This window comes from Kitasatospora sp. GAS204B, from assembly GCF_029892155.1.
Classification (GTDB): domain Bacteria; phylum Actinomycetota; class Actinomycetes; order Streptomycetales; family Streptomycetaceae; genus Kitasatospora.
The window spans coordinates 202,258-217,461 of record NZ_JARZAG010000003.1 but is presented as its reverse complement, the minus strand read 5'-3'; the positions used below and the strand labels follow the sequence as shown (position 1 = coordinate 217,461).

35 protein-coding genes are annotated in these 15,204 nt (G+C 71.4%); 3 read left to right on the top strand and 32 right to left on the bottom strand.

Features of this window, described 5'->3' with window-relative positions; all coding sequences use genetic code 11:
- Positions 1-272: 272 nt before the first annotated feature.
- Both P3T41_RS05995 and P3T41_RS05990 read right to left on the bottom strand, forming a co-directional pair.
- Entirely contained in the window at positions 273-485 is a 213-nt protein-coding gene (locus P3T41_RS05995; RefSeq protein WP_280688381.1) for a hypothetical protein, read from the bottom strand.
- Positions 482-1,006 (bottom strand): helix-turn-helix domain-containing protein, encoded by a 525-nt coding sequence (locus P3T41_RS05990; protein ID WP_280688379.1) that lies wholly within the window; start codon positions 1,004-1,006, stop codon positions 482-484. The genes P3T41_RS05995 and P3T41_RS05990 overlap by 4 nt, the downstream gene beginning before the upstream one ends.
- A gap of 142 nt (positions 1,007-1,148) precedes the next feature.
- Between P3T41_RS05990 and P3T41_RS05985 the strand changes: the two genes are divergently transcribed.
- On the top strand, positions 1,149-1,424 hold the full coding sequence (locus tag P3T41_RS05985) for a hypothetical protein (RefSeq protein ID WP_280688377.1): 276 nt from the start codon (positions 1,149-1,151) through the stop codon (positions 1,422-1,424).
- A gap of 107 nt (positions 1,425-1,531) precedes the next feature.
- Here the strand turns inward: P3T41_RS05985 and P3T41_RS05980 are convergent, their stop codons facing one another.
- From P3T41_RS05980 to P3T41_RS05940, 9 genes are all read right to left on the bottom strand, one after another.
- Complete coding sequence (locus tag P3T41_RS05980; protein WP_280688375.1) at positions 1,532-1,813, bottom strand: hypothetical protein; 282 nt, start codon at positions 1,811-1,813, stop codon at positions 1,532-1,534.
- Positions 1,810-2,205, bottom strand: coding sequence for a DUF6221 family protein (locus P3T41_RS05975; protein WP_280688374.1), 396 nt, complete (start codon positions 2,203-2,205; stop codon positions 1,810-1,812). Before P3T41_RS05975 ends, P3T41_RS05980 begins: the two co-directional genes overlap by 4 nt.
- Positions 2,202-2,423: a hypothetical protein gene (locus P3T41_RS05970; protein WP_280688372.1), complete on the bottom strand. Its 222-nt coding sequence runs from the start codon at positions 2,421-2,423 to the stop codon at positions 2,202-2,204. The genes P3T41_RS05975 and P3T41_RS05970 overlap by 4 nt, the downstream gene beginning before the upstream one ends.
- A 112-nt stretch (positions 2,424-2,535) precedes the next feature.
- Positions 2,536-3,225, bottom strand: a complete 690-nt coding sequence (locus tag P3T41_RS05965) for a hypothetical protein (protein WP_280688370.1) — start codon at positions 3,223-3,225, stop codon at positions 2,536-2,538.
- Positions 3,225-3,692 carry a hypothetical protein gene (locus P3T41_RS05960; RefSeq protein ID WP_280688368.1) on the bottom strand — a complete coding sequence of 156 codons (468 nt, stop codon included), beginning with the start codon at positions 3,690-3,692 and terminating at the stop codon, positions 3,225-3,227. The genes P3T41_RS05965 and P3T41_RS05960 overlap by 1 nt, the downstream gene beginning before the upstream one ends.
- Positions 3,692-4,423 carry a hypothetical protein gene (locus P3T41_RS05955; protein ID WP_280688366.1) on the bottom strand — a complete coding sequence of 244 codons (732 nt, stop codon included), beginning with the start codon at positions 4,421-4,423 and terminating at the stop codon, positions 3,692-3,694. Before P3T41_RS05955 ends, P3T41_RS05960 begins: the two co-directional genes overlap by 1 nt.
- 3 nt (positions 4,424-4,426) lie before the next feature.
- A complete protein-coding gene (locus P3T41_RS05950) occupies positions 4,427-4,591 on the bottom strand; it encodes a hypothetical protein (protein WP_280688364.1) in 165 nt (54 codons plus the stop codon).
- 6 nt (positions 4,592-4,597) lie between these two features.
- The gene (locus tag P3T41_RS05945) at positions 4,598-4,756 is read right to left on the bottom strand and encodes a hypothetical protein (RefSeq protein ID WP_280688362.1); all 159 of its coding nucleotides are present in this window, start codon (positions 4,754-4,756) and stop codon (positions 4,598-4,600) included.
- 9 nt (positions 4,757-4,765) lie between these two features.
- Positions 4,766-5,656 carry a DUF2637 domain-containing protein gene (locus tag P3T41_RS05940; RefSeq protein ID WP_280688361.1) on the bottom strand — a complete coding sequence of 297 codons (891 nt, stop codon included), beginning with the start codon at positions 5,654-5,656 and terminating at the stop codon, positions 4,766-4,768.
- 193 nt (positions 5,657-5,849) lie between these two features.
- On the opposite strand from P3T41_RS05940, the gene P3T41_RS05935 reads away from it, so the two are divergent.
- Positions 5,850-6,389: an HNH endonuclease gene (locus P3T41_RS05935; RefSeq protein ID WP_280688359.1), complete on the top strand. Its 540-nt coding sequence runs from the start codon at positions 5,850-5,852 to the stop codon at positions 6,387-6,389.
- 9 nt (positions 6,390-6,398) lie between these two features.
- Here P3T41_RS05935 and P3T41_RS05930 read toward each other — a convergent pair whose 3' ends face one another.
- From P3T41_RS05930 to P3T41_RS05915, 4 genes are all read right to left on the bottom strand, one after another.
- The gene (locus tag P3T41_RS05930) at positions 6,399-6,626 is read right to left on the bottom strand and encodes a hypothetical protein (RefSeq protein WP_280688358.1); all 228 of its coding nucleotides are present in this window, start codon (positions 6,624-6,626) and stop codon (positions 6,399-6,401) included.
- A gap of 67 nt (positions 6,627-6,693) precedes the next feature.
- A complete protein-coding gene (locus tag P3T41_RS05925) occupies positions 6,694-6,885 on the bottom strand; it encodes a hypothetical protein (RefSeq protein WP_280688356.1) in 192 nt (63 codons plus the stop codon).
- An 83-nt stretch (positions 6,886-6,968) separates the two neighbouring features.
- On the bottom strand, positions 6,969-7,166 hold the full coding sequence (locus P3T41_RS05920) for a hypothetical protein (RefSeq protein ID WP_280688355.1): 198 nt from the start codon (positions 7,164-7,166) through the stop codon (positions 6,969-6,971).
- A gap of 37 nt (positions 7,167-7,203) precedes the next feature.
- Entirely contained in the window at positions 7,204-7,548 is a 345-nt protein-coding gene (locus P3T41_RS05915) for a DUF6011 domain-containing protein (RefSeq protein WP_280688353.1), read from the bottom strand.
- Positions 7,549-7,665: 117 nt separating this feature from the next.
- Here P3T41_RS05915 and P3T41_RS05910 point away from each other — a divergent pair, with 117 nt between their 5' ends.
- Positions 7,666-7,878, top strand: coding sequence for a type II toxin-antitoxin system Phd/YefM family antitoxin (locus P3T41_RS05910; RefSeq protein WP_280688351.1), 213 nt, complete (start codon positions 7,666-7,668; stop codon positions 7,876-7,878).
- A gap of 17 nt (positions 7,879-7,895) precedes the next feature.
- Here the strand turns inward: P3T41_RS05910 and P3T41_RS05905 are convergent, their stop codons facing one another.
- From P3T41_RS05905 to P3T41_RS05825, 17 genes are all read right to left on the bottom strand, one after another.
- Positions 7,896-8,042, bottom strand: a complete 147-nt coding sequence (locus tag P3T41_RS05905; protein ID WP_280688349.1) for a hypothetical protein — start codon at positions 8,040-8,042, stop codon at positions 7,896-7,898.
- 11 nt (positions 8,043-8,053) lie between these two features.
- Positions 8,054-8,230, bottom strand: a complete 177-nt coding sequence (locus P3T41_RS05900; protein WP_280688348.1) for a hypothetical protein — start codon at positions 8,228-8,230, stop codon at positions 8,054-8,056.
- Positions 8,227-9,051: a hypothetical protein gene (locus tag P3T41_RS05895; protein WP_280688346.1), complete on the bottom strand. Its 825-nt coding sequence runs from the start codon at positions 9,049-9,051 to the stop codon at positions 8,227-8,229. The genes P3T41_RS05900 and P3T41_RS05895 overlap by 4 nt, the downstream gene beginning before the upstream one ends.
- On the bottom strand, positions 9,048-9,389 hold the full coding sequence (locus tag P3T41_RS05890) for a DUF6085 family protein (RefSeq protein ID WP_280688344.1): 342 nt from the start codon (positions 9,387-9,389) through the stop codon (positions 9,048-9,050). The genes P3T41_RS05895 and P3T41_RS05890 overlap by 4 nt, the downstream gene beginning before the upstream one ends.
- Positions 9,386-9,622, bottom strand: a complete 237-nt coding sequence (locus tag P3T41_RS05885) for a helix-turn-helix transcriptional regulator (protein ID WP_280688343.1) — start codon at positions 9,620-9,622, stop codon at positions 9,386-9,388. Before P3T41_RS05885 ends, P3T41_RS05890 begins: the two co-directional genes overlap by 4 nt.
- Positions 9,619-9,861, bottom strand: coding sequence for a DUF6354 family protein (locus P3T41_RS05880; protein WP_280688342.1), 243 nt, complete (start codon positions 9,859-9,861; stop codon positions 9,619-9,621). Before P3T41_RS05880 ends, P3T41_RS05885 begins: the two co-directional genes overlap by 4 nt.
- On the bottom strand, positions 9,858-10,073 hold the full coding sequence (locus P3T41_RS05875) for a hypothetical protein (protein WP_280688341.1): 216 nt from the start codon (positions 10,071-10,073) through the stop codon (positions 9,858-9,860). The genes P3T41_RS05880 and P3T41_RS05875 overlap by 4 nt, the downstream gene beginning before the upstream one ends.
- Complete coding sequence (locus P3T41_RS05870; RefSeq protein WP_280688340.1) at positions 10,070-10,375, bottom strand: hypothetical protein; 306 nt, start codon at positions 10,373-10,375, stop codon at positions 10,070-10,072. The genes P3T41_RS05875 and P3T41_RS05870 overlap by 4 nt, the downstream gene beginning before the upstream one ends.
- 53 nt (positions 10,376-10,428) lie before the next feature.
- On the bottom strand, positions 10,429-10,854 hold the full coding sequence (locus tag P3T41_RS05865; protein ID WP_280688339.1) for a hypothetical protein: 426 nt from the start codon (positions 10,852-10,854) through the stop codon (positions 10,429-10,431).
- 64 nt (positions 10,855-10,918) lie between these two features.
- Positions 10,919-11,098, bottom strand: a complete 180-nt coding sequence (locus P3T41_RS05860) for a hypothetical protein (RefSeq protein ID WP_280688338.1) — start codon at positions 11,096-11,098, stop codon at positions 10,919-10,921.
- Positions 11,099-11,173: 75 nt separating this feature from the next.
- Positions 11,174-11,884, bottom strand: a complete 711-nt coding sequence (locus P3T41_RS05855) for a hypothetical protein (RefSeq protein WP_280688337.1) — start codon at positions 11,882-11,884, stop codon at positions 11,174-11,176.
- Between the two features lie 22 nt (positions 11,885-11,906).
- Complete coding sequence (locus tag P3T41_RS05850) at positions 11,907-12,548, bottom strand: hypothetical protein (RefSeq protein ID WP_280688336.1); 642 nt, start codon at positions 12,546-12,548, stop codon at positions 11,907-11,909.
- Positions 12,545-12,766, bottom strand: coding sequence for a hypothetical protein (locus P3T41_RS05845; protein WP_280688335.1), 222 nt, complete (start codon positions 12,764-12,766; stop codon positions 12,545-12,547). Before P3T41_RS05845 ends, P3T41_RS05850 begins: the two co-directional genes overlap by 4 nt.
- Before the next feature lie 3 nt (positions 12,767-12,769).
- Positions 12,770-13,285: a hypothetical protein gene (locus P3T41_RS05840; RefSeq protein WP_280688334.1), complete on the bottom strand. Its 516-nt coding sequence runs from the start codon at positions 13,283-13,285 to the stop codon at positions 12,770-12,772.
- A 93-nt stretch (positions 13,286-13,378) separates the two neighbouring features.
- Complete coding sequence (locus P3T41_RS05835; RefSeq protein WP_280688333.1) at positions 13,379-13,603, bottom strand: hypothetical protein; 225 nt, start codon at positions 13,601-13,603, stop codon at positions 13,379-13,381.
- On the bottom strand, positions 13,603-14,316 hold the full coding sequence (locus P3T41_RS05830; RefSeq protein WP_280688332.1) for an ATP-binding protein: 714 nt from the start codon (positions 14,314-14,316) through the stop codon (positions 13,603-13,605). The genes P3T41_RS05835 and P3T41_RS05830 overlap by 1 nt, the downstream gene beginning before the upstream one ends.
- A complete protein-coding gene (locus P3T41_RS05825; protein WP_280688331.1) occupies positions 14,316-15,179 on the bottom strand; it encodes a hypothetical protein in 864 nt (287 codons plus the stop codon). The genes P3T41_RS05830 and P3T41_RS05825 overlap by 1 nt, the downstream gene beginning before the upstream one ends.
- Positions 15,180-15,204: the final 25 nt, after the last annotated feature.

Here is a 15,204-nt window from a genome sequence, read left to right as displayed (position 1 = left end):
GCGCGGTCGTCACGGCTGCTGTTCCACCACGTGCCAGACCAGTTGGCGGTCAGGGCTGAGGCACGTCCCGACATGCCGTTTCCAGCCTGCGGGGAGGGGCTGGCCTGTGCCGACGACTTGGAAGGCGCGTGGAAGCTCTGGGCCTCCGCTGTGGTACGCCCAGAGCTCGACTGTGTCAGCCGTGCGGCAGTCGACGTGGAGGACGGCGCCGGAGAGCGGCAGGGTGTGCCAGTCGCCGTCGACAGGGAGTTCGTACCGGTAGATGGCTTCGCTCACCGCTGCGCCCCCAGTCGCGCGACGACCCATGCCCCAGCGATGCCGAAGACGCCCCACAGCAGGTAGAACAGCCCGAGGAACGGCGCGGGGATGCTCGGGCCATCGCTGCCAGCGACTACGCCAGCAGCGGCGGTAACGAGCATGCTGACGGCCACGATCAGCCCGGCGGCGCAGAGCAGCAGGATGGCCTTCAGGGCTCGGTCGATCACCGGAGTGCCTCGGGGTCTACGCCGACCACCTCGTAGGTCAGGCCGCCGGAGATCTGCGTCTTGACGGGCGAGTCCAGGCCGAGGAGCTTGCGGCGGGACTCGCCGTTGCGGCGCCGGGACTCGTCGATCTTCACGAGGCGGTCGACAGCGCGGAGGATCCAGTCGTCATCCGGAACGGCGAGACCGTCGTGCTCAACGACGCGGCCCTGCGACACAGTGACGTGCTCGCGCTCCAGTACCTCGACTACCCGGCCGTACAGGTCGTCCAGGCGCACGAGTTCCTCGTCGAGGCGCTGCAGTTCGAAGCTGAGCGCGTCGGCGGCCGGCTCGGCCACAACGGCGTCCAGGGCGCGCTTCACGGCGCGGTGAGCGGTGGCTACGTCTACCCCGAGCTCGGTGGCGATCTGGCGGTAGGTCAGGCCTCGTGAGCGGAGGCGGGCGGCCTCGGCGTCTTGTTCGGCGGTGGCGACGTTGCGGTCGAAGCGGCCGTCGCCGCCGCGCGTTGCTGGGTTGTTGCTCACGCGGGCTGCCTCCTTACGCTGGTTTTCAGCGTAGCGCGATAGTGGGTGTGCCCCCACTGTTGCGCACGAGAACGCTGCGGCCCGGTCACGATTCCGTGGCCGGGCTGGCTGCTCAGCCTGTCGGGCTGGGATGCTCGCGGGCATGTCTGAGGCGACGGGCCGCGCGGCGGCTGCACTGCGGTGGGGTGGCCGGCTGCTCGCGGCCGGCGGCGCGGTCGTGGGGATCCTGCCGGATGGGGACTGCGGGTCCGGGTTCTTCCCATCTAGCCTGACGGATCCGCTGGGTGTCGCGTGCAGCGAGGTGGTGTCGGGGCGGCTGACGGCGGCGGTCGTGCTGCTGGTGGCCGGCGTCGCGGTGATGATCGCCGGTCAGGTCATCGGCTGGCGCGGGCAGCGCGCAACCAGCGACAGATCCTGACGGTCAGGGCGGCCGTGTGCTCGAAGAGCCACACGAGCGGGAACACGGCGCCGAAGGCCCCGGCGGCGATGCCGATCACGATCAGCCCGGCTAAAGCGCGGTCCACGTCAGTGCTCGGGCACGGCGGCGAGTTCGAGGGTGAGCCCGGCCTGGGCGCAGAACTCGGTGAGGCTGATGGTTCCGTCCAGGTCGCGGCCGGTGTCGAACTCGGCGATGGTGGCGTCGGTGTCAGGCCACGTGTCGACGTCTGGTGACGGGAACGCTTCGGCGGTGCCGGTTCCCCACCGGTAACGGAGGTACAGGTACTGGCCGGTGTCAGTCCAGGCGTCCCACTGGGACGGACACGCCAGGCAGGTCTGGACGGCGCGCACGATGGTCATGTCGGTCATCTGATGGAGTCCCACTCCTTCCGGTAGTCGGGGTGATCGCGCCAGTGGTCTGCGATGCACTGAAGTGTCGCCCACTCCAGGATGGCCGCTCCGCCTTGGTCGATCTGCAGGTTGCCGACGACGCGGGCTGACACAGCGACATCACCGAGTGCCCGAATCGCTCGACCGGTGTCGTCGGGCGCCGGGAACATCGGTGGCGTGATGAGGGAGAGCCTCAGCTGTATGAAGTCCGTGATTTCCTCGAGGTTCTCCTTGGACGGCCCGAACTGCCGCATCTTGGCTAGCGGTAGTGGGTCAGTCTGGGAGCGGCGGCGGAACAGCGTCATGTCCCCGGCGCCTGAGCGGGCTTTCGTGAGGCGTTCGCGCAGGAACGCCACCAGATCGCCGGTCACCGGTCGGCCAGCTGGTACTCGCCGAGCGCGATGCGCACCAGCAGCCGGTCCTTGCAGAGCCTTTGGAGGTCGGCCCGGACACGCTTGGGCACGGGCCGCGGGTTGTAGGTCTCGCGGGCCCGACGCCAGTCCCAGGTGCCACCGCTGCGCCGGATCGTCGCCAGCAGGCGCTGCCTGCGCTCGTTCGCCGTGGCGGGCGCGGTTTGCTCGTCGCTCATGCTGCGCATCCTCTCGCAGGTGTGGCCGCCCCGGCAGGTGCCCGGGGCGGCAAGTTTCTGACGGGTAGTCGGGTAGGTAGTTCTCGGGTAGCTCGCGGGTAGTTTCCGCAGGTCACGCGGCGGAACTACCCGCCCGGTCCCGCTCCTGGACCACGGTCGGGGAGAGCGCCGGCAGGTCAGCCAGCCGCACCCCAACAGACACCTTCCGGGCCACCTTCACGCGGTCCGAGACCAGCACCCCGTAGCGGTCGCACAGGGCCCGGATCTCGGCGATCGTGAAGCCGTCCGTCGGGGCCATTGTGGCGAGGGTGCGGAGGTGGACACCGGAGGCGGTGCCGATACCCCGGCGGACGTGCGCGAGGAACGCCGCGCGGGGGTCGTCCGGGGCCTGACTGGCGGGAGCTTCCGGCTGCTGCTCCTCGACCGGTTCGGCGGCCTCGGGGCCGGGGCTGCTGTGCATCAGCGCGAGCACCCCCCAGCCTGCGGCCAGCCCGGCCGCCACGGGCACGGCGTACGGGCCGATGATCCGCCACGCGGCCAACCCTGCGCCGGCGGTGCAGAACCAGCACGCCGGGTTCCGCAGCGCCGCGCCCCAGTCGACGCGGCCGAGGAGCGCCCGCAGCTTCGGGGACCGCCAGATTCGGCGGGCGAGCGCGGCCGAGCCATTCCCGAGCGCCCGCACAGTGTGGCTGCCGCCGCGTACATAGGGCGCCAGGTCCGGCATGGCCAGCAGCGGCTGACGGGGCGGCTGTTCCTCGTCCGGCGGCGCCTCGGGCGCGGGTTTGATCAGGCTGACGGCCATCACGCCATCCCGAGGAAGTGGCCGGTGACGCCGCTGACAGCCACCGCGGCCGTAGACCAGATTCCGCCGGCCTCCGCCCAGACCGTGGCGGCTGCGATGCCGAGGACGGCGCTCTTGCCCCTGCTGAGGTCGGCGGCGTAGGCGATGACGGCGATCAGGGTGGCGACCGCGCCCAGCCCCACGCTGCCGAACGGGCCGGCCGGGCCGGTGATCGACCCGACCATGCCGTTCGTGATGCTGGCGGGCGCGGTCCAGAACGTGGCCGCTGCGCCGTACAGGGTGCCCGAGACGACGCCGGAGACGAACGCCCCGGTGTCGCCCAGCTTGAGGCGGCCCTTGCCGCGGACGCCGAGGTAGGTGACCGTCGTGGCGACGAGGGCGGCGCCGCCGGTGCCGAGGGAACCGAGGAGCTGCTGGCCGGTGGTGATGGCCGCGTTGGGGTCGGCGGCGAGCTGCTGCAGGGTCATCAGATCCGTCCCGGGGCGTAGAGGCAGAGGGCGAGGAGCACGGTGGCGAGCGGGATACGGGCGACGACCACGAAGATCAGGCCCCAGGAGTGCACGTTGCGCACGGCGATCGCACCGCCGGGCGAGCGGCCGCCGCGGAGCACGAAGTCGACGTAGGCGGCGCCGGCGACCATGGCGGTGCCGCCGGCGACGCCCCAGCCGGGGCTGGCCGCGCCGAGCTGGTGGATGAGGCCGGACGCGAGGTGGCCGGCCGGGGTGGACCAGCCGATGCCGGCGGCGGCCGCAGTGACCACGAGGGTCTTGAGGCGGCCGCGTTGACGCTGGTCAGGGGTGCGGCGGCGGTGCGGCTGCGGCTGGTAGCGGCGGTAGGTGTGGCGCCGTCGGGCACGCGGCTGCTGCTCCGGCTCGTCGTCGGGGAGCTCCTCGTCGTACTGCTCGGCCTCGGCGGCTTCCGCCGCTCGGGCAGCGGCTCGCTCGGCCCGGCGGCGGGCGTGACGGAGCTTGCGGGCGCGCAGCTGCTCGGCGGCGGTGAGCCGCGGCGGCTTGGGCGCGCTCGGCGGCCGATCAGGCTCGGGCTCAGGGGCGGGCGGTGCGCTGACGGTGCGGGAGCTGATGAGGACGGTCGGCGCGGGTGCCGCCGGTTCCGACCGGGGCGGCGCGGTGCTGACGGCGGTGGGCTCCAGGGGCTGCGGTGCGGCCGGGCCGGGCAGAGCGGGCAGATCGAGGCTCATCGGTCAGCCCTCCTGCTTGCCGGCGGCCGGCGTGGCGTAGATGTCGCCGTAGTCGCAGCCGAAGTTCGTGACGACGTCGGCGGCTGCGGGCGCGGGGGTGAACTGGCGCTGGCCGTACTGGTCGGTGGTGGCGGCCGGCGGGTGGGTCTCGCGTTCCTGGTAGGTCATGGCGGTTCAGCTCCTGGAGAGCAGCGCGGGGAGGACGATGCAGGTGATGGCGATCCACAGGCCGAGGGCGGCGCGCATGGCGGTGCCGCGGTGCTGCTCGGGGAGCAGCACGAGCACGACGGCGAGCGCGGGCATGGCGGGGATCGCCCAGAGGAGGGCGAGCACGGCGGCGGGTTAGGCGGTGCGGGCCGGGACGGCGGACGGCAGCGCGGCCAGGTGCGGCTCGTGGCGCTCGATCTCGGCGCGCAGGGTGCCGCGGATCATGCCGTCGGAGACGTTGCCGTGTCCGCCGTCGAGGAGTGCCTGGCGCATGGCCGCTGTTCCGGGGCGGGCCCCAGCGTCGTACAGGGGCCTGATCGCGTAGCAGCCGGGGTTGCTGTAGACGATCGGCCTCGGGCCGGCCTCTGGCGCGGCCTCCTCAGCGGGCGTCTCTGGCGGAGCGGGCGGCAGGATGGGCGGCTCGGGCGGCATCGGAGGCAGCGGCGGGAGCTGAGCGGCGACGGCCACTAGCGCGTCGGCCCGAGCCTGGGCGAACTCCTCGTCAGACGGGCCACTGACGCCCGTCAGTGCCTCGCCGCCGCGCGGTGCCGCGTCGGTGGAGAGCGCCCGGTAGATCTGCCGCATCAGCGCGGTGAACGCGAGCAGCGCGGCGACCGGCGGGACGGCGGCGACGACCCGGGTCGTGCCGTCGACGTGCGCACCGACGGACACGATGTTGAGGATGATCGAGCCGACCGATCCGAGCGCGACGAGGAGGACGGCGAGCCAGTCGATCCGGCGCAGCAACGAGGCGCGCAGGATGAGGACTTCGCCAACGATGATGAACGCGTCGATGGTGGCGGGCCACGCCCAGGCGCGGGCGGCGACGAGGTGGTGGCTGGCGGCGAGGTCGTGGAGCGCCTCGTAGGAGAGCCAGAACGTCACGCCGGTGAGGGCGATGGTGGCGCCGGCGGCGATGACCGCAAGCCAGAGGGTGGGGCGCCAGTGTCGGATGGTGCGCGATGGCGTCATGACGGGGGTGTGCACCGTCAAGCCGCTGGTCGCAGTAGTCTGTGCGACAGCCATGGGAGGTCAAGTCTCCTGTGGTCAGGCCCTGCCAGGAGAGTTCCAGTCTCCCGGTGGGGCCGCTTTTTTGTTGTAGTACGGGGCACTTTAGCAGGGTTTACGACGGTCCGTCACGGATTCCCGCAGTCGTCAAATCGCCGCTGGTCAGCGGGGGTTGACGGCCGTCATGAGCCAAGTCACCTAGGATCCGCACATGGCTGATGGACGTCCCGCGATTCCCGCAGAGCTTCGACGCCGTGTTCTGGTTGAGGCCGGGCACCGATGCGCCGTACCGGCCTGCCGTCAGCACCCGGTCGAGATCGAGCACATCGAGGATTGGGCCAAGGTCCAGACTCACGAGTTCGAGAATCTGATCGCGCTCTGTCCGACCTGCCACGCCCGCAAGGGCGACAGGCCCGGTCAGATCGACCGCAAGTCGCTGCGCCTGTACAAGGCCAACTTGGCCGTGATGAACAGCCGGTACGGAGACGTTGAGCGCCGCCTCATTGAGGCGTTCGCGGCGAAGCTCGCGGCGGGGGCGGCTCCGGGTGATCAGATCGCGATGGGGCCCGGTTCCGAGATCTCGCTGTGGTACCTGATCCGGGACGGGTATCTGAAGCAACTGCCCTGGACGGGCGGACGGATCGTGAGCGGCGGCGCCACCCTGCCAGTGGCTGAGATCTACCAGTTCACACCAGCTGGAGTGGAGTTCGTGCAGCAATGGGCCGATGCCCAGCCACTGGACCCCGAGTAGCCGGCGCCGTCAGCGGTAGTAGTAGGCGGTGGCGTTGTAGCGGTCCCAGTCGGCGGTGTCCTGCTGGACGGCGAGGCACTCGTCGCAGATCGGGTCGTCGATCTCGCCGGCCTCGCAGGCGCGGAACTCGTCCGGGTCGGTGGTGCGGTCGCAGGCCTCGCAGGTGAGCTGTTCGGCGTCCGGCGTGGCAATCGGGGCGGCCGGCCGAGCGGCGGCGAGGGTGTCAGCGGTCGTCATGACGGGCCTCCTGGGTGGCATGTGGGTCGGCCCGGCAGCCTGGTTGACTGCCGGGCCGGTTGAGCGATCAGTCCTCTTCGGGCCCGCAGACACAGTCCTCGTCGGCCGCGCCCTGCTCGATGGCGCAGGCGCAGTACACCGGGCCGAGCGGGCCGTACACGGTCTCGCCGTGGCACCGGTCGCACTCGCCGGGCTGCCACTCTTCCGAGGTGCTGTCGTCCTCGTCGTAGTCCGAGTCGTCGTCGTAAGGGTCGGTCATCGGCCTTGTGCTCCTTGCTGGTTGGGGTGGGGGTTAGGTGAGTGCTCGCCGGGTGCACGCGCGAGTCGCGCACCCGGCGGCCATCAGGCGGTCTTGTGGATCTGGTGACCAGGCGTCTTGCCGCAGGTCCGACAGCGGGTCAGCGTGCGAGACGACCAGGACGGCCGCACCTTGACCGGGTCGGCGGGGTGCGGGGTCTCCTCGGCGGAGTCGCAGCCGGGGCACGAGTCCTGCATGAGGACGTAGCCGTGGGCGCAGAGAATGCGGGCCGTGCTGGACATCGGGTTTCCTTCTGCAGGTGGGTGGTCTGGGTGGCGGTCAGGCGGCGGCCAACAGCTGGGCAGCGGCGACGTGGTAGCAACGGGTGCCGCGCAGGCCGGCCGGGCAGTTGCAGTGCCCGGTGACGGCGGTCAGGTACAGCTCGCTGCCGTCGCTGCTGACGGAGCGGTAGATGCGGTTGCCGCGGATCGGGATGATCGCGGCGTCCTCGATCAGCTCCTGCGCGCTGGCGATCTGCGCGGGCTTGTAGGCGCTGAGGTCGACGACGACCGCGGCGCGGCGGACCTTGGCGGCGCAGTGCCGGCCACGACCGCGGGCCTGGCTGGTGGCGCTCTTGAGGGTGCGGCCGCAGCGGAGGCAGTGGGTGTGGGTGCTGGCGGCCATCTTGTGCTCCTCGGTTTGCGTCTCACTCTTGCCTTACAAACCTTACGGAACTACAGGACAGAACACAAGGACCTTAAGGAACTTTCTTAAGGAACAGTAGGGCCTTACGCTTCACTCATGACCGCATCCGAGACCGTCCCCACCGAAGAGGCCCGCAAGAAGCTCGGCGACCTCCTCAACGCCGCCCAGTTCGCCGGCCAGCACACCGCGATCACCCGCCACGGCAAGACGGCGGCGCTGCTCGTGCCGGTGGACTGGTACGAGTCGGCACAGCGGGCGCTCGCCGAGCTGCGTGATCGCGCGTCGGACGGCCCGCCAGCCGCGTCATGACGGTCAGGCAGTAGCCGTCAGGGCGTCCGGTGACCGTCGCCGGCCTCCTGGAGCTGGGTCGTCTCATCGCGCTCGGCGCGGGCCGCCCGGTCGGCTCGGATGCTGGCCGCGAGGACCCAGGCGGCGAGGGCGAGGCTGGTGACGGCTGCGATGAGGATGGCCATCGGCGCTCCGTTCAGGTGGTGGGCTGGTAGTTGGCGATGTCGGTGGGGGTGTCGACGGGGCGGCCGTAGCGGAGCGCGAGCGCCTCGGCGGCGGTGAGCAGGCGGCCGTCGGGCGGCTCGTCGTCGGATTCGTCGGGTGGCTCGTGGTCGTACCAGGCCCACCGCTCGTCCTCGAACCGGCCCGTCATGACGGGGTGTTGAGGTGGATGGTGCGGCAGCTGCGGCAGAACCCGGGCCGACCGGTGCAAGGCTCGGCGGCGGCTACGACGCTGCTCACGGCGGGATCGTTGACCCCGGTCCGTTCGCACGGGGTCTGACTGCAGTGGCAGTCGGCGCACAGCGGGCAGAACGCCAGGCCGAGGTGGTTGAAGTAGGTGGCGCTCGCGCTGCCGCACACGCAGCAGGCCAGCCGCTCGGAGGGGCCGTCGAGGGTGGCGAGACCAGCGCGCAGCCGCTGGACCCGGGCGCAGTGCCCGCACGGCAGGCCGCTGGTGTCCCAGACGCCAGCCGCCAGGTGGGCATGCCGCGGGCCCTCGTATTCGAGCACCTGCCGCATGTCGGCGGCGAGCGCCCGGATGGCGGCGATGCGGGCCTCGGCGACTCCTGCTCGGGTCACGGGGTCGACCGGGTGGGCGCCGCTGAGCAGGTTGATCACGGTGGTGTGGTGCCGGATCCGGTTGTACTTCTGCCGGGTGGTGTGGCCGTCCCACTGGGCGCGCGGGTCGTCAGCGGGGACGTGCTCGACCCGCTTGAACAGGTCGGCGTCGCGCGGACTGATGTGCCAACTGGCCTGGCGGTGAGGGCTGATTTGGAGATAGATGATCTGCCAGCCGGGCTCGTCGATGTCGGGGGCGGGTGCGATGACGGCGGGGTGGAGTGCGGCGAGCCAGGCGACGAGGTGGGCGCGCTCGCGGTAGGCGCCGTCCCGTTCGGCTTCGGCGGCGGCCAGCTGTTCTTGCAGCCTGTCGCGCTGGTCCTGGAGTTGCGTCAGGTAGTGGTCGCTGCTCATCGGTGCTGTCCCATCGTGATGGTGAGCCGCTGTTCGGCACGCTGCAGGAGTCGCACGACGCGGCCCGCGGCGTGGTTGTGGCCGAGCCGGTAGTCGTCCGGCGCGTGGTCGGACTGGACTCGGATGCGGCGGCACAGTTCGCCGATCAGCGCGACGGTGCGCCGGTAGTGCTCCAGCTCTGCGCTCTGCTGGGCCGGGTGCTGCTCCAGCAGGTTGCTGGCCGCGGTCGGGTCGGGGCATTCGAGGTGAGCGCAGGTGACGTAGCCGCCGGCGCCGAGGATCAGGGTGCTGCGGGTGCAGGCAGGGCAGCGGCCCTGCACGGTCGGGAAGTGGGTCATGGGGCGGTCTCCGTCCTGGTGATCTGGTCGTGGGCGAGGTGGACGGCGTGGGCGCGGTCGCGGGCGCCGAGCTTGCTGTAGGCGGTGCGCAGGTAGGTGCGGACGCTGTCGAACGAGATGCCGAGCTCGCGGGCGATGGCCGAGTTCGTGCGGCCGTGCGCGGCGAGGGCAAGCACCTGGAGCTCCCGGCGGCTGAGCTGGCGGCCGAGTACAGCGGGCTGTCGGGGCGTCATGACGGGTCGGACTTCCCGTCGACGTCCTGGATGAGTCGGTAGCCGGTGCTGGTGGGCCGGAACCGGTCGACGCGGATCCGGGTGGCACGCCCGGGCAGCAGAGCGACGGCGCCTTGCGGGGTGACTGCGACGGGAACAGCGGTGGCGTGGGTCGTGTCGACGGTCTCGATGCGGAGCTGTCGGCCGTGTGTGCGGGGGTCGTTGTCCTGCCAGATCTGACCGGGGCGAACGGTGCTCATGACGGGTCGTTCTCCTCGGGGTTGATGGCGAACAGGCCGGACTCGGCGGCGTGGCGGCGGTGCTCGGCGTCGGCGAGCACCTCATCGACCTGGCGGCGCATCGCCTTGCGGTCGCGGCGCCAGTCGAGCCACCGGTCGGTGCGGACGAGGGCGAGCAGGACCATGCCGGGCACGGTGATCAGGGCAAGCCAGGCGGCCATGTAGCCCGTCATGACGCGGCGCTCAGGATGCGGTCCGCGGCCTGCGTGGCGGTCTCGCCCATGACCGTCATGGTGCTGGCGACGCGGGTGGCGAGGTCGATGGCGTCGGCGCGGGTGTGGTGGCCGGCCTCGTGGGCGGTGCCGTGCGGGCGACCGTCGGTGTCGTAGAACTCGCCGCCGGTGGTGACGATCCACCTGCCGGCCCGGTTGCGGCGGGCGTAGACGTTCCAGTTCCACCAGTCGGCGGTACGGGCCTCAGTGGGCAGGGCGTTCAGGGTGTACTCGGTGACGGCGAGCGTGGGCTGGTCGGTCATGGCGCTCCTTCGGGGTGCCCGCCTGGCGGGTGACCAGGCGGGCGGCAGGGTGGTCAGCGGCGCCGGTAGACGGGCGTCGGGTCGACGTGCACGGCGGTCGACCGGTCGCTGTCGGCAAGGTTCCATCCGCTGCCAACGCGACCCCACGTCAGCTCGCCGGGCCGCGCGCTCTCGGGGTCGTCCTGGTCGCCGTACTCCTCGGCCACGTAGTCCGTGGCGGCCTGCTCCTTCGCCGTGTCGGCGTCGAGGTACATCGCTTGGCCGTCCCAGTTCGCGTAGTCCTCCCACCAGGCCTGGTAGACGGTCAGGGCGACGGTGAGGGGCGGCAGGACGGCGGTGACAGCGGCGGTCCAGGCGGCCTGCACGGCGTCGCCGAGGTCGTTCCAGCCGGGCATCTGGCGGCCGTCGTGGGTGAGCCAGCCGGTCGACTGGCCGTAGGCGTGGTAGGCGTCGCGGGCGTGACGGGCGTAGTCGGTCATCAGGTGCTCCTGGTGGGTGGTCAGCAGCGGATGGTGTCGTCGTCGTCCGGCGGCGGCTCGGCGGTCACTCGCTTGACCCGACGTAGGTCATGACGTCGGCGAACGTGATGCTCTCCAGAGCGGGCACTGTCAGCTCGGTGGCAGTGGCGTCGTCGCTGGTGATCTCGGCGGGCATGTTGACGATGACGCCGCGGTCGGTAGTGAAGACGATGCGGTTGGCGGCGCGGTCGATGCGGATGTCCATGGGCGGTGCTGCTCCTTGGTGGTGGGGCCGCCGGTCAGCGGCCCCGGGTGGGTGGTGACGGCCGTCAGGCAGGCGTCAGGCTGCGGTTCGGCCGAACACGGCGCTGAACATGGCCCGGTAGGCGTTGCGGGCCTTCGTGTCGTCCAGGTGCTCGCCCAGCAGGCAGCGCGGGTACTCGCAGCTCGGAAGGACGACACCGATCGGCTCGCGGCCCCACCTGGCGCGGAACGCGACCCGGGCGGCCGTGTGGTTGACACCGCCGTGCGTGAGGATCTGGCGCCCGTCGGCAGTAGTCGGACCGGCCCACGCGAGGTGCCCGTCCGGCGTGGCCTCGGTGAGCGCGGCGAGTTTCGCCTCCGCGCTGTTGTACCGGACGAGCGGCTCACGCACGGGCTGGCGAGCAGCGGTGTCGTACTGGTGAGCCGGAGCGACGCAGTACCGCACACCGCAGTCGGGCTTGGCGTGGCCGGTTGGGTCGGCGCCGTGCTGTATACGGAACGCCACGCGGCCGGCGGTGTAGGTCTGGCCGGAGTGCCGCAGGACTGGGACGCCCCGGCCGGTGCTGGTATCGCCCGTCCATTCGAGGTGGCCGCCCGGGAGTTCGCGGGTGCGCTGCCGCCACTTCTCCTCGACCGTCAGCGGCTGCCGGGGCACCAGGGGCAGGCCGAGTTCGTGGCGGATCCGGCCGACGGTCTGCCGTTCGACGTGCAGCTGCTGGCCGATGGCGGTGTTGGTGAGGCCGGCGTCGATGAGGCGCCGGATCTGGTGGAGTTTGGGGTGCGGCACGGTCTGGGCTCCTCTCCAGTGGTCAGTTGGGGTGCGGGGCGTCAGCGGCGAGGCCGCGCAGGGTGCGGGCGCACTCGCGGACCATGTCGGCGGAGCCGGGGCCGATCCCGGAGTGGCCGTAGTGGGCGGCAACCTGGGCCTCGGTCTCGTCGGCGATGCGGTCCAGGTGGTCGGCGGCTTCGGCGAGGACCTGGTCGCGGGTGGGGCGCGGCTCGAAGGCCGTAGTGCCGATGGCGTCGCGGACGTCCGAGAGGGCGTCGTTGTAGCCGATGCGGGCGTGCCACTCCGGGCTGCTGTCGGCGGCGTCCGGGTCGCGGTCGGGGACGAGCAAGATGGCTTCCATGGCGGCGCGGGCTGCACCTTCGGCAGCCTCCACGGTGGCCAGTCGGGCGCGGGCCTGGTCGCGTTCGGCGCGCAGGCGGTCCACCTCGGCAAGCAGCGCAGGCACGTCGGTGCGGGCGGAAGCCACGAAGTGGGCGTTCGCCTCGGACCGTTCGAGTTCGTCAGCCACGCAGGTCTCGGCAACCCACTCGCCGAGGCCGGGGATGTCGTGCGGGCCGGAGTAGATCTCGTGGCTGTCGGCCCACCACGGGCCCTTGGTGGCGGCGGCTTCGCGGGCGCGGATGGCGGCGTACTGCTCGTCGGACAACGGGGCGGTGGTCACTCGACACCATCCCGGACCCACTGGGCGATCTGCTCACCGGTCGGCTCCAGCCAGTACGTGATGCCGTGCGGGCAGCGCAGGCCGTCCTGGGTGTACGGGCCGATCACGAGCGGCGGCTGCGTACTGATGGTGATCTCGGTGGGCTGGTCGCCGCAGACCCGGGCCCACCTCTCGCGGATCAGGGTCTCGCACTCGTGCGCGAAGGTGCTGGTGCTCATCGGTCAGCCCTCCTGGGCGGCGGCGCGGCGGCGGACGACGATCTCGGTGTCCAGCGGCGTGCCGTCCTCGTGGGTACGAGACAGGGACCACCACTGGTCCCACTCCCGGACGGCCATCTGCGGGTCCGGGGTCCAGACGAGGCCGGCCGCGTCGGTGCAGTGCTCCCGTAGCCAGGCTTCGGCTGCGCCACGCGCCGTGGTCTCGTCCTGGCAGTAGGCGAGCAGGCGGCTCGTGAACGTGGCGGACTCGTAGACGGCCTCCCACGGCGGGAGCCCGTCATCGACGACGAGGCGGATACCGGTCGCGGCTTCCACGGCAGCCGCCCAGTCGGCCGTGCTGTCGGCCTCGAACGGAGCGTCAGGGGTGGTGGTGCGGGCGACGAGGAGGCTGGTGGGCTCGGCCTCAGCTGCCTCCGGGCAGTGGCAGTCGCCGCATTCGCAGGCGATCGTGTCACCGCAGAACTGGCAGTCGACGGACTCGGCGTCGGCCTCGCGGGCAGCGGGCTGGGTGTCGGTCATGGCGGAATCGCTCCAGGGCGGTTGTGGCGGCTTGTGGGGTGGTTCGCGGGCGCGCGGGGTCGGCGTGTCCGGTCTGCGATGGCTGGCGGCCCGTCAGCGGGCGTCGTTGCCGCCGTCAGGCGTTGCGGCCGGAACGCCGTGCTGCTGGACGAGCCACGCGTCGAGGCGGCTGGGGTGGCTGCCCGCGGTGAGGCGGCGGCCGGTGGGTGTGCTGCATGCGGCGCCAGGGCGGGCGAGGCAGTGGGCGACGGGGCAGGCGATGGCCCACTCGTCCGGGCGCTGGCCGAGGTGGAGTTCGGCGGGCCGCGCGGCGCCCATCAGTTGGCCCTGCGGCGGTCGGTGCCGGCCATGGGGACGACGGTGGTCATCTCGGCGAGGCGGGAGGCGATGCGTTCGCCGAGGGTGGTGGTGAGGTCGCGGCCGTCGCTGGTCTTGGCGGGCAGGTTGCTGGTGAAGATCGTCGGGAGACACTGGTTGTACCGGTAGTTGATGAGCCGGTAGGTGATCTCCTCGGTCCACTCGCTGGTCTTGGCGGAGCCGAGGTCGTCGAGGAGGAGCAGCGGGATCTCGCAGAGTTTCTTCAGGCCGTGTTCGGCGGCGCCGGCCGCGCCGGAGGGGCGCAGGCTGCCGTACATGTCGGCGCTGGTGGTGGCGATCATCTGGAAGCTCTTGGGGCCGTGGTTGGCGATGAGCTTGAGCGCGCCGTAGGCCTGGTGGGTCTTGCCGGTGCCGGTGTTGCCGGTGATGAGGAGGCTGCGGGCGTTGTCGGGGCTGGCGACGACGTCGGCGGCCCAGTGGATGACGCGGGGGTCGGTGGCGGTGGCGTGCTGGTAGCGGAGTGGGGTTGCGGTGGTCCAGCGGGCGAGGGCGGCGTTGATGCGCTGCTGGCGGTGGTAGGCGGGGTGGCCAGGCTCGTCGGGGCTGTAGCCGTTGAGCTCGTGGGTGGTGGGTGGGGTGATGCCGCGGGCGGCGAGGATGTCGGCGAGTTGGGTGAGTGCGTCGTCGGCGCCGACGGTCTGGGGCTCGGGCATCAGGTCCATCCGTTCTCGTACACCGAGTGGTCGGTGGGGTTGCTGTAGGGCTGCCAGCCGCTGTTGCTGCTGCCGGTGTTGATGGCGTGCAGGGGTGGCCGTTCGGCGTCTGGGGAGGGCAGGGGGGCAAGTTCGCACCAGCCGCGGAGGAAGTAGCGGGCGGAGTCGATGTCTCCGCGTTGGCGGTCCCAGGTGCGGCGGCCGTATTCGACGAGCGCGGGGATGCCGGACTTGAGGATCGCGGCGTGGAGTTTGGTCCACTCGCCGGGGTTGAAGGGCCAGCGGACGTGGACTCCGGCGAGCTGGAGTTGGTCGGCGAGGGGCCGGGCGAACTCGGGGAAGCTGGCGCCAGAGGCTGGCGCGTCGATCGCTCTCTCCCTCTTGGGAGAGTGGGATTGGTAGAGGGGTCCGGTTTCCGGACCCTTATTGGTCCGGTTTCCGGACCCTGATGGTCCTGTTTCCGGACCAAGAGGTTCTGGGCTCTCGGTCCGGTTTCCGGACCAAGACGGGTCGCTCTTGGTCTCGTTTCCGGACCGAGCTTCGTCTTCTCTTGGTCCGGAAACCGGACCAAGAGAACCCGGCTTCGGCCTCTTGTAGCCGACCGCGAGAGGCAGCGCGTACACCGCGGCGCGGCTCCCGCTGGCCGGCTGAATGAGCTTCAGTTCACCTGACTGCAGCAGCTTGTCCACTGCGGTGACGACCGAGGACTTCGCGGCGTTCGACCACTGGACGAACTCGGCCGTGCTGACGGACGCGACACAGTCCGCTCCGGGCGCCTTGTTGGCGACGGCGAGCAGGCAGTGCCGGCCGGTCCCCTTCGACTGGGAGTGCAGCCACACCCAGTACATGGCGTCCAGGGTCACGGTGGTCCTTCCGGCGGTGCGGTGG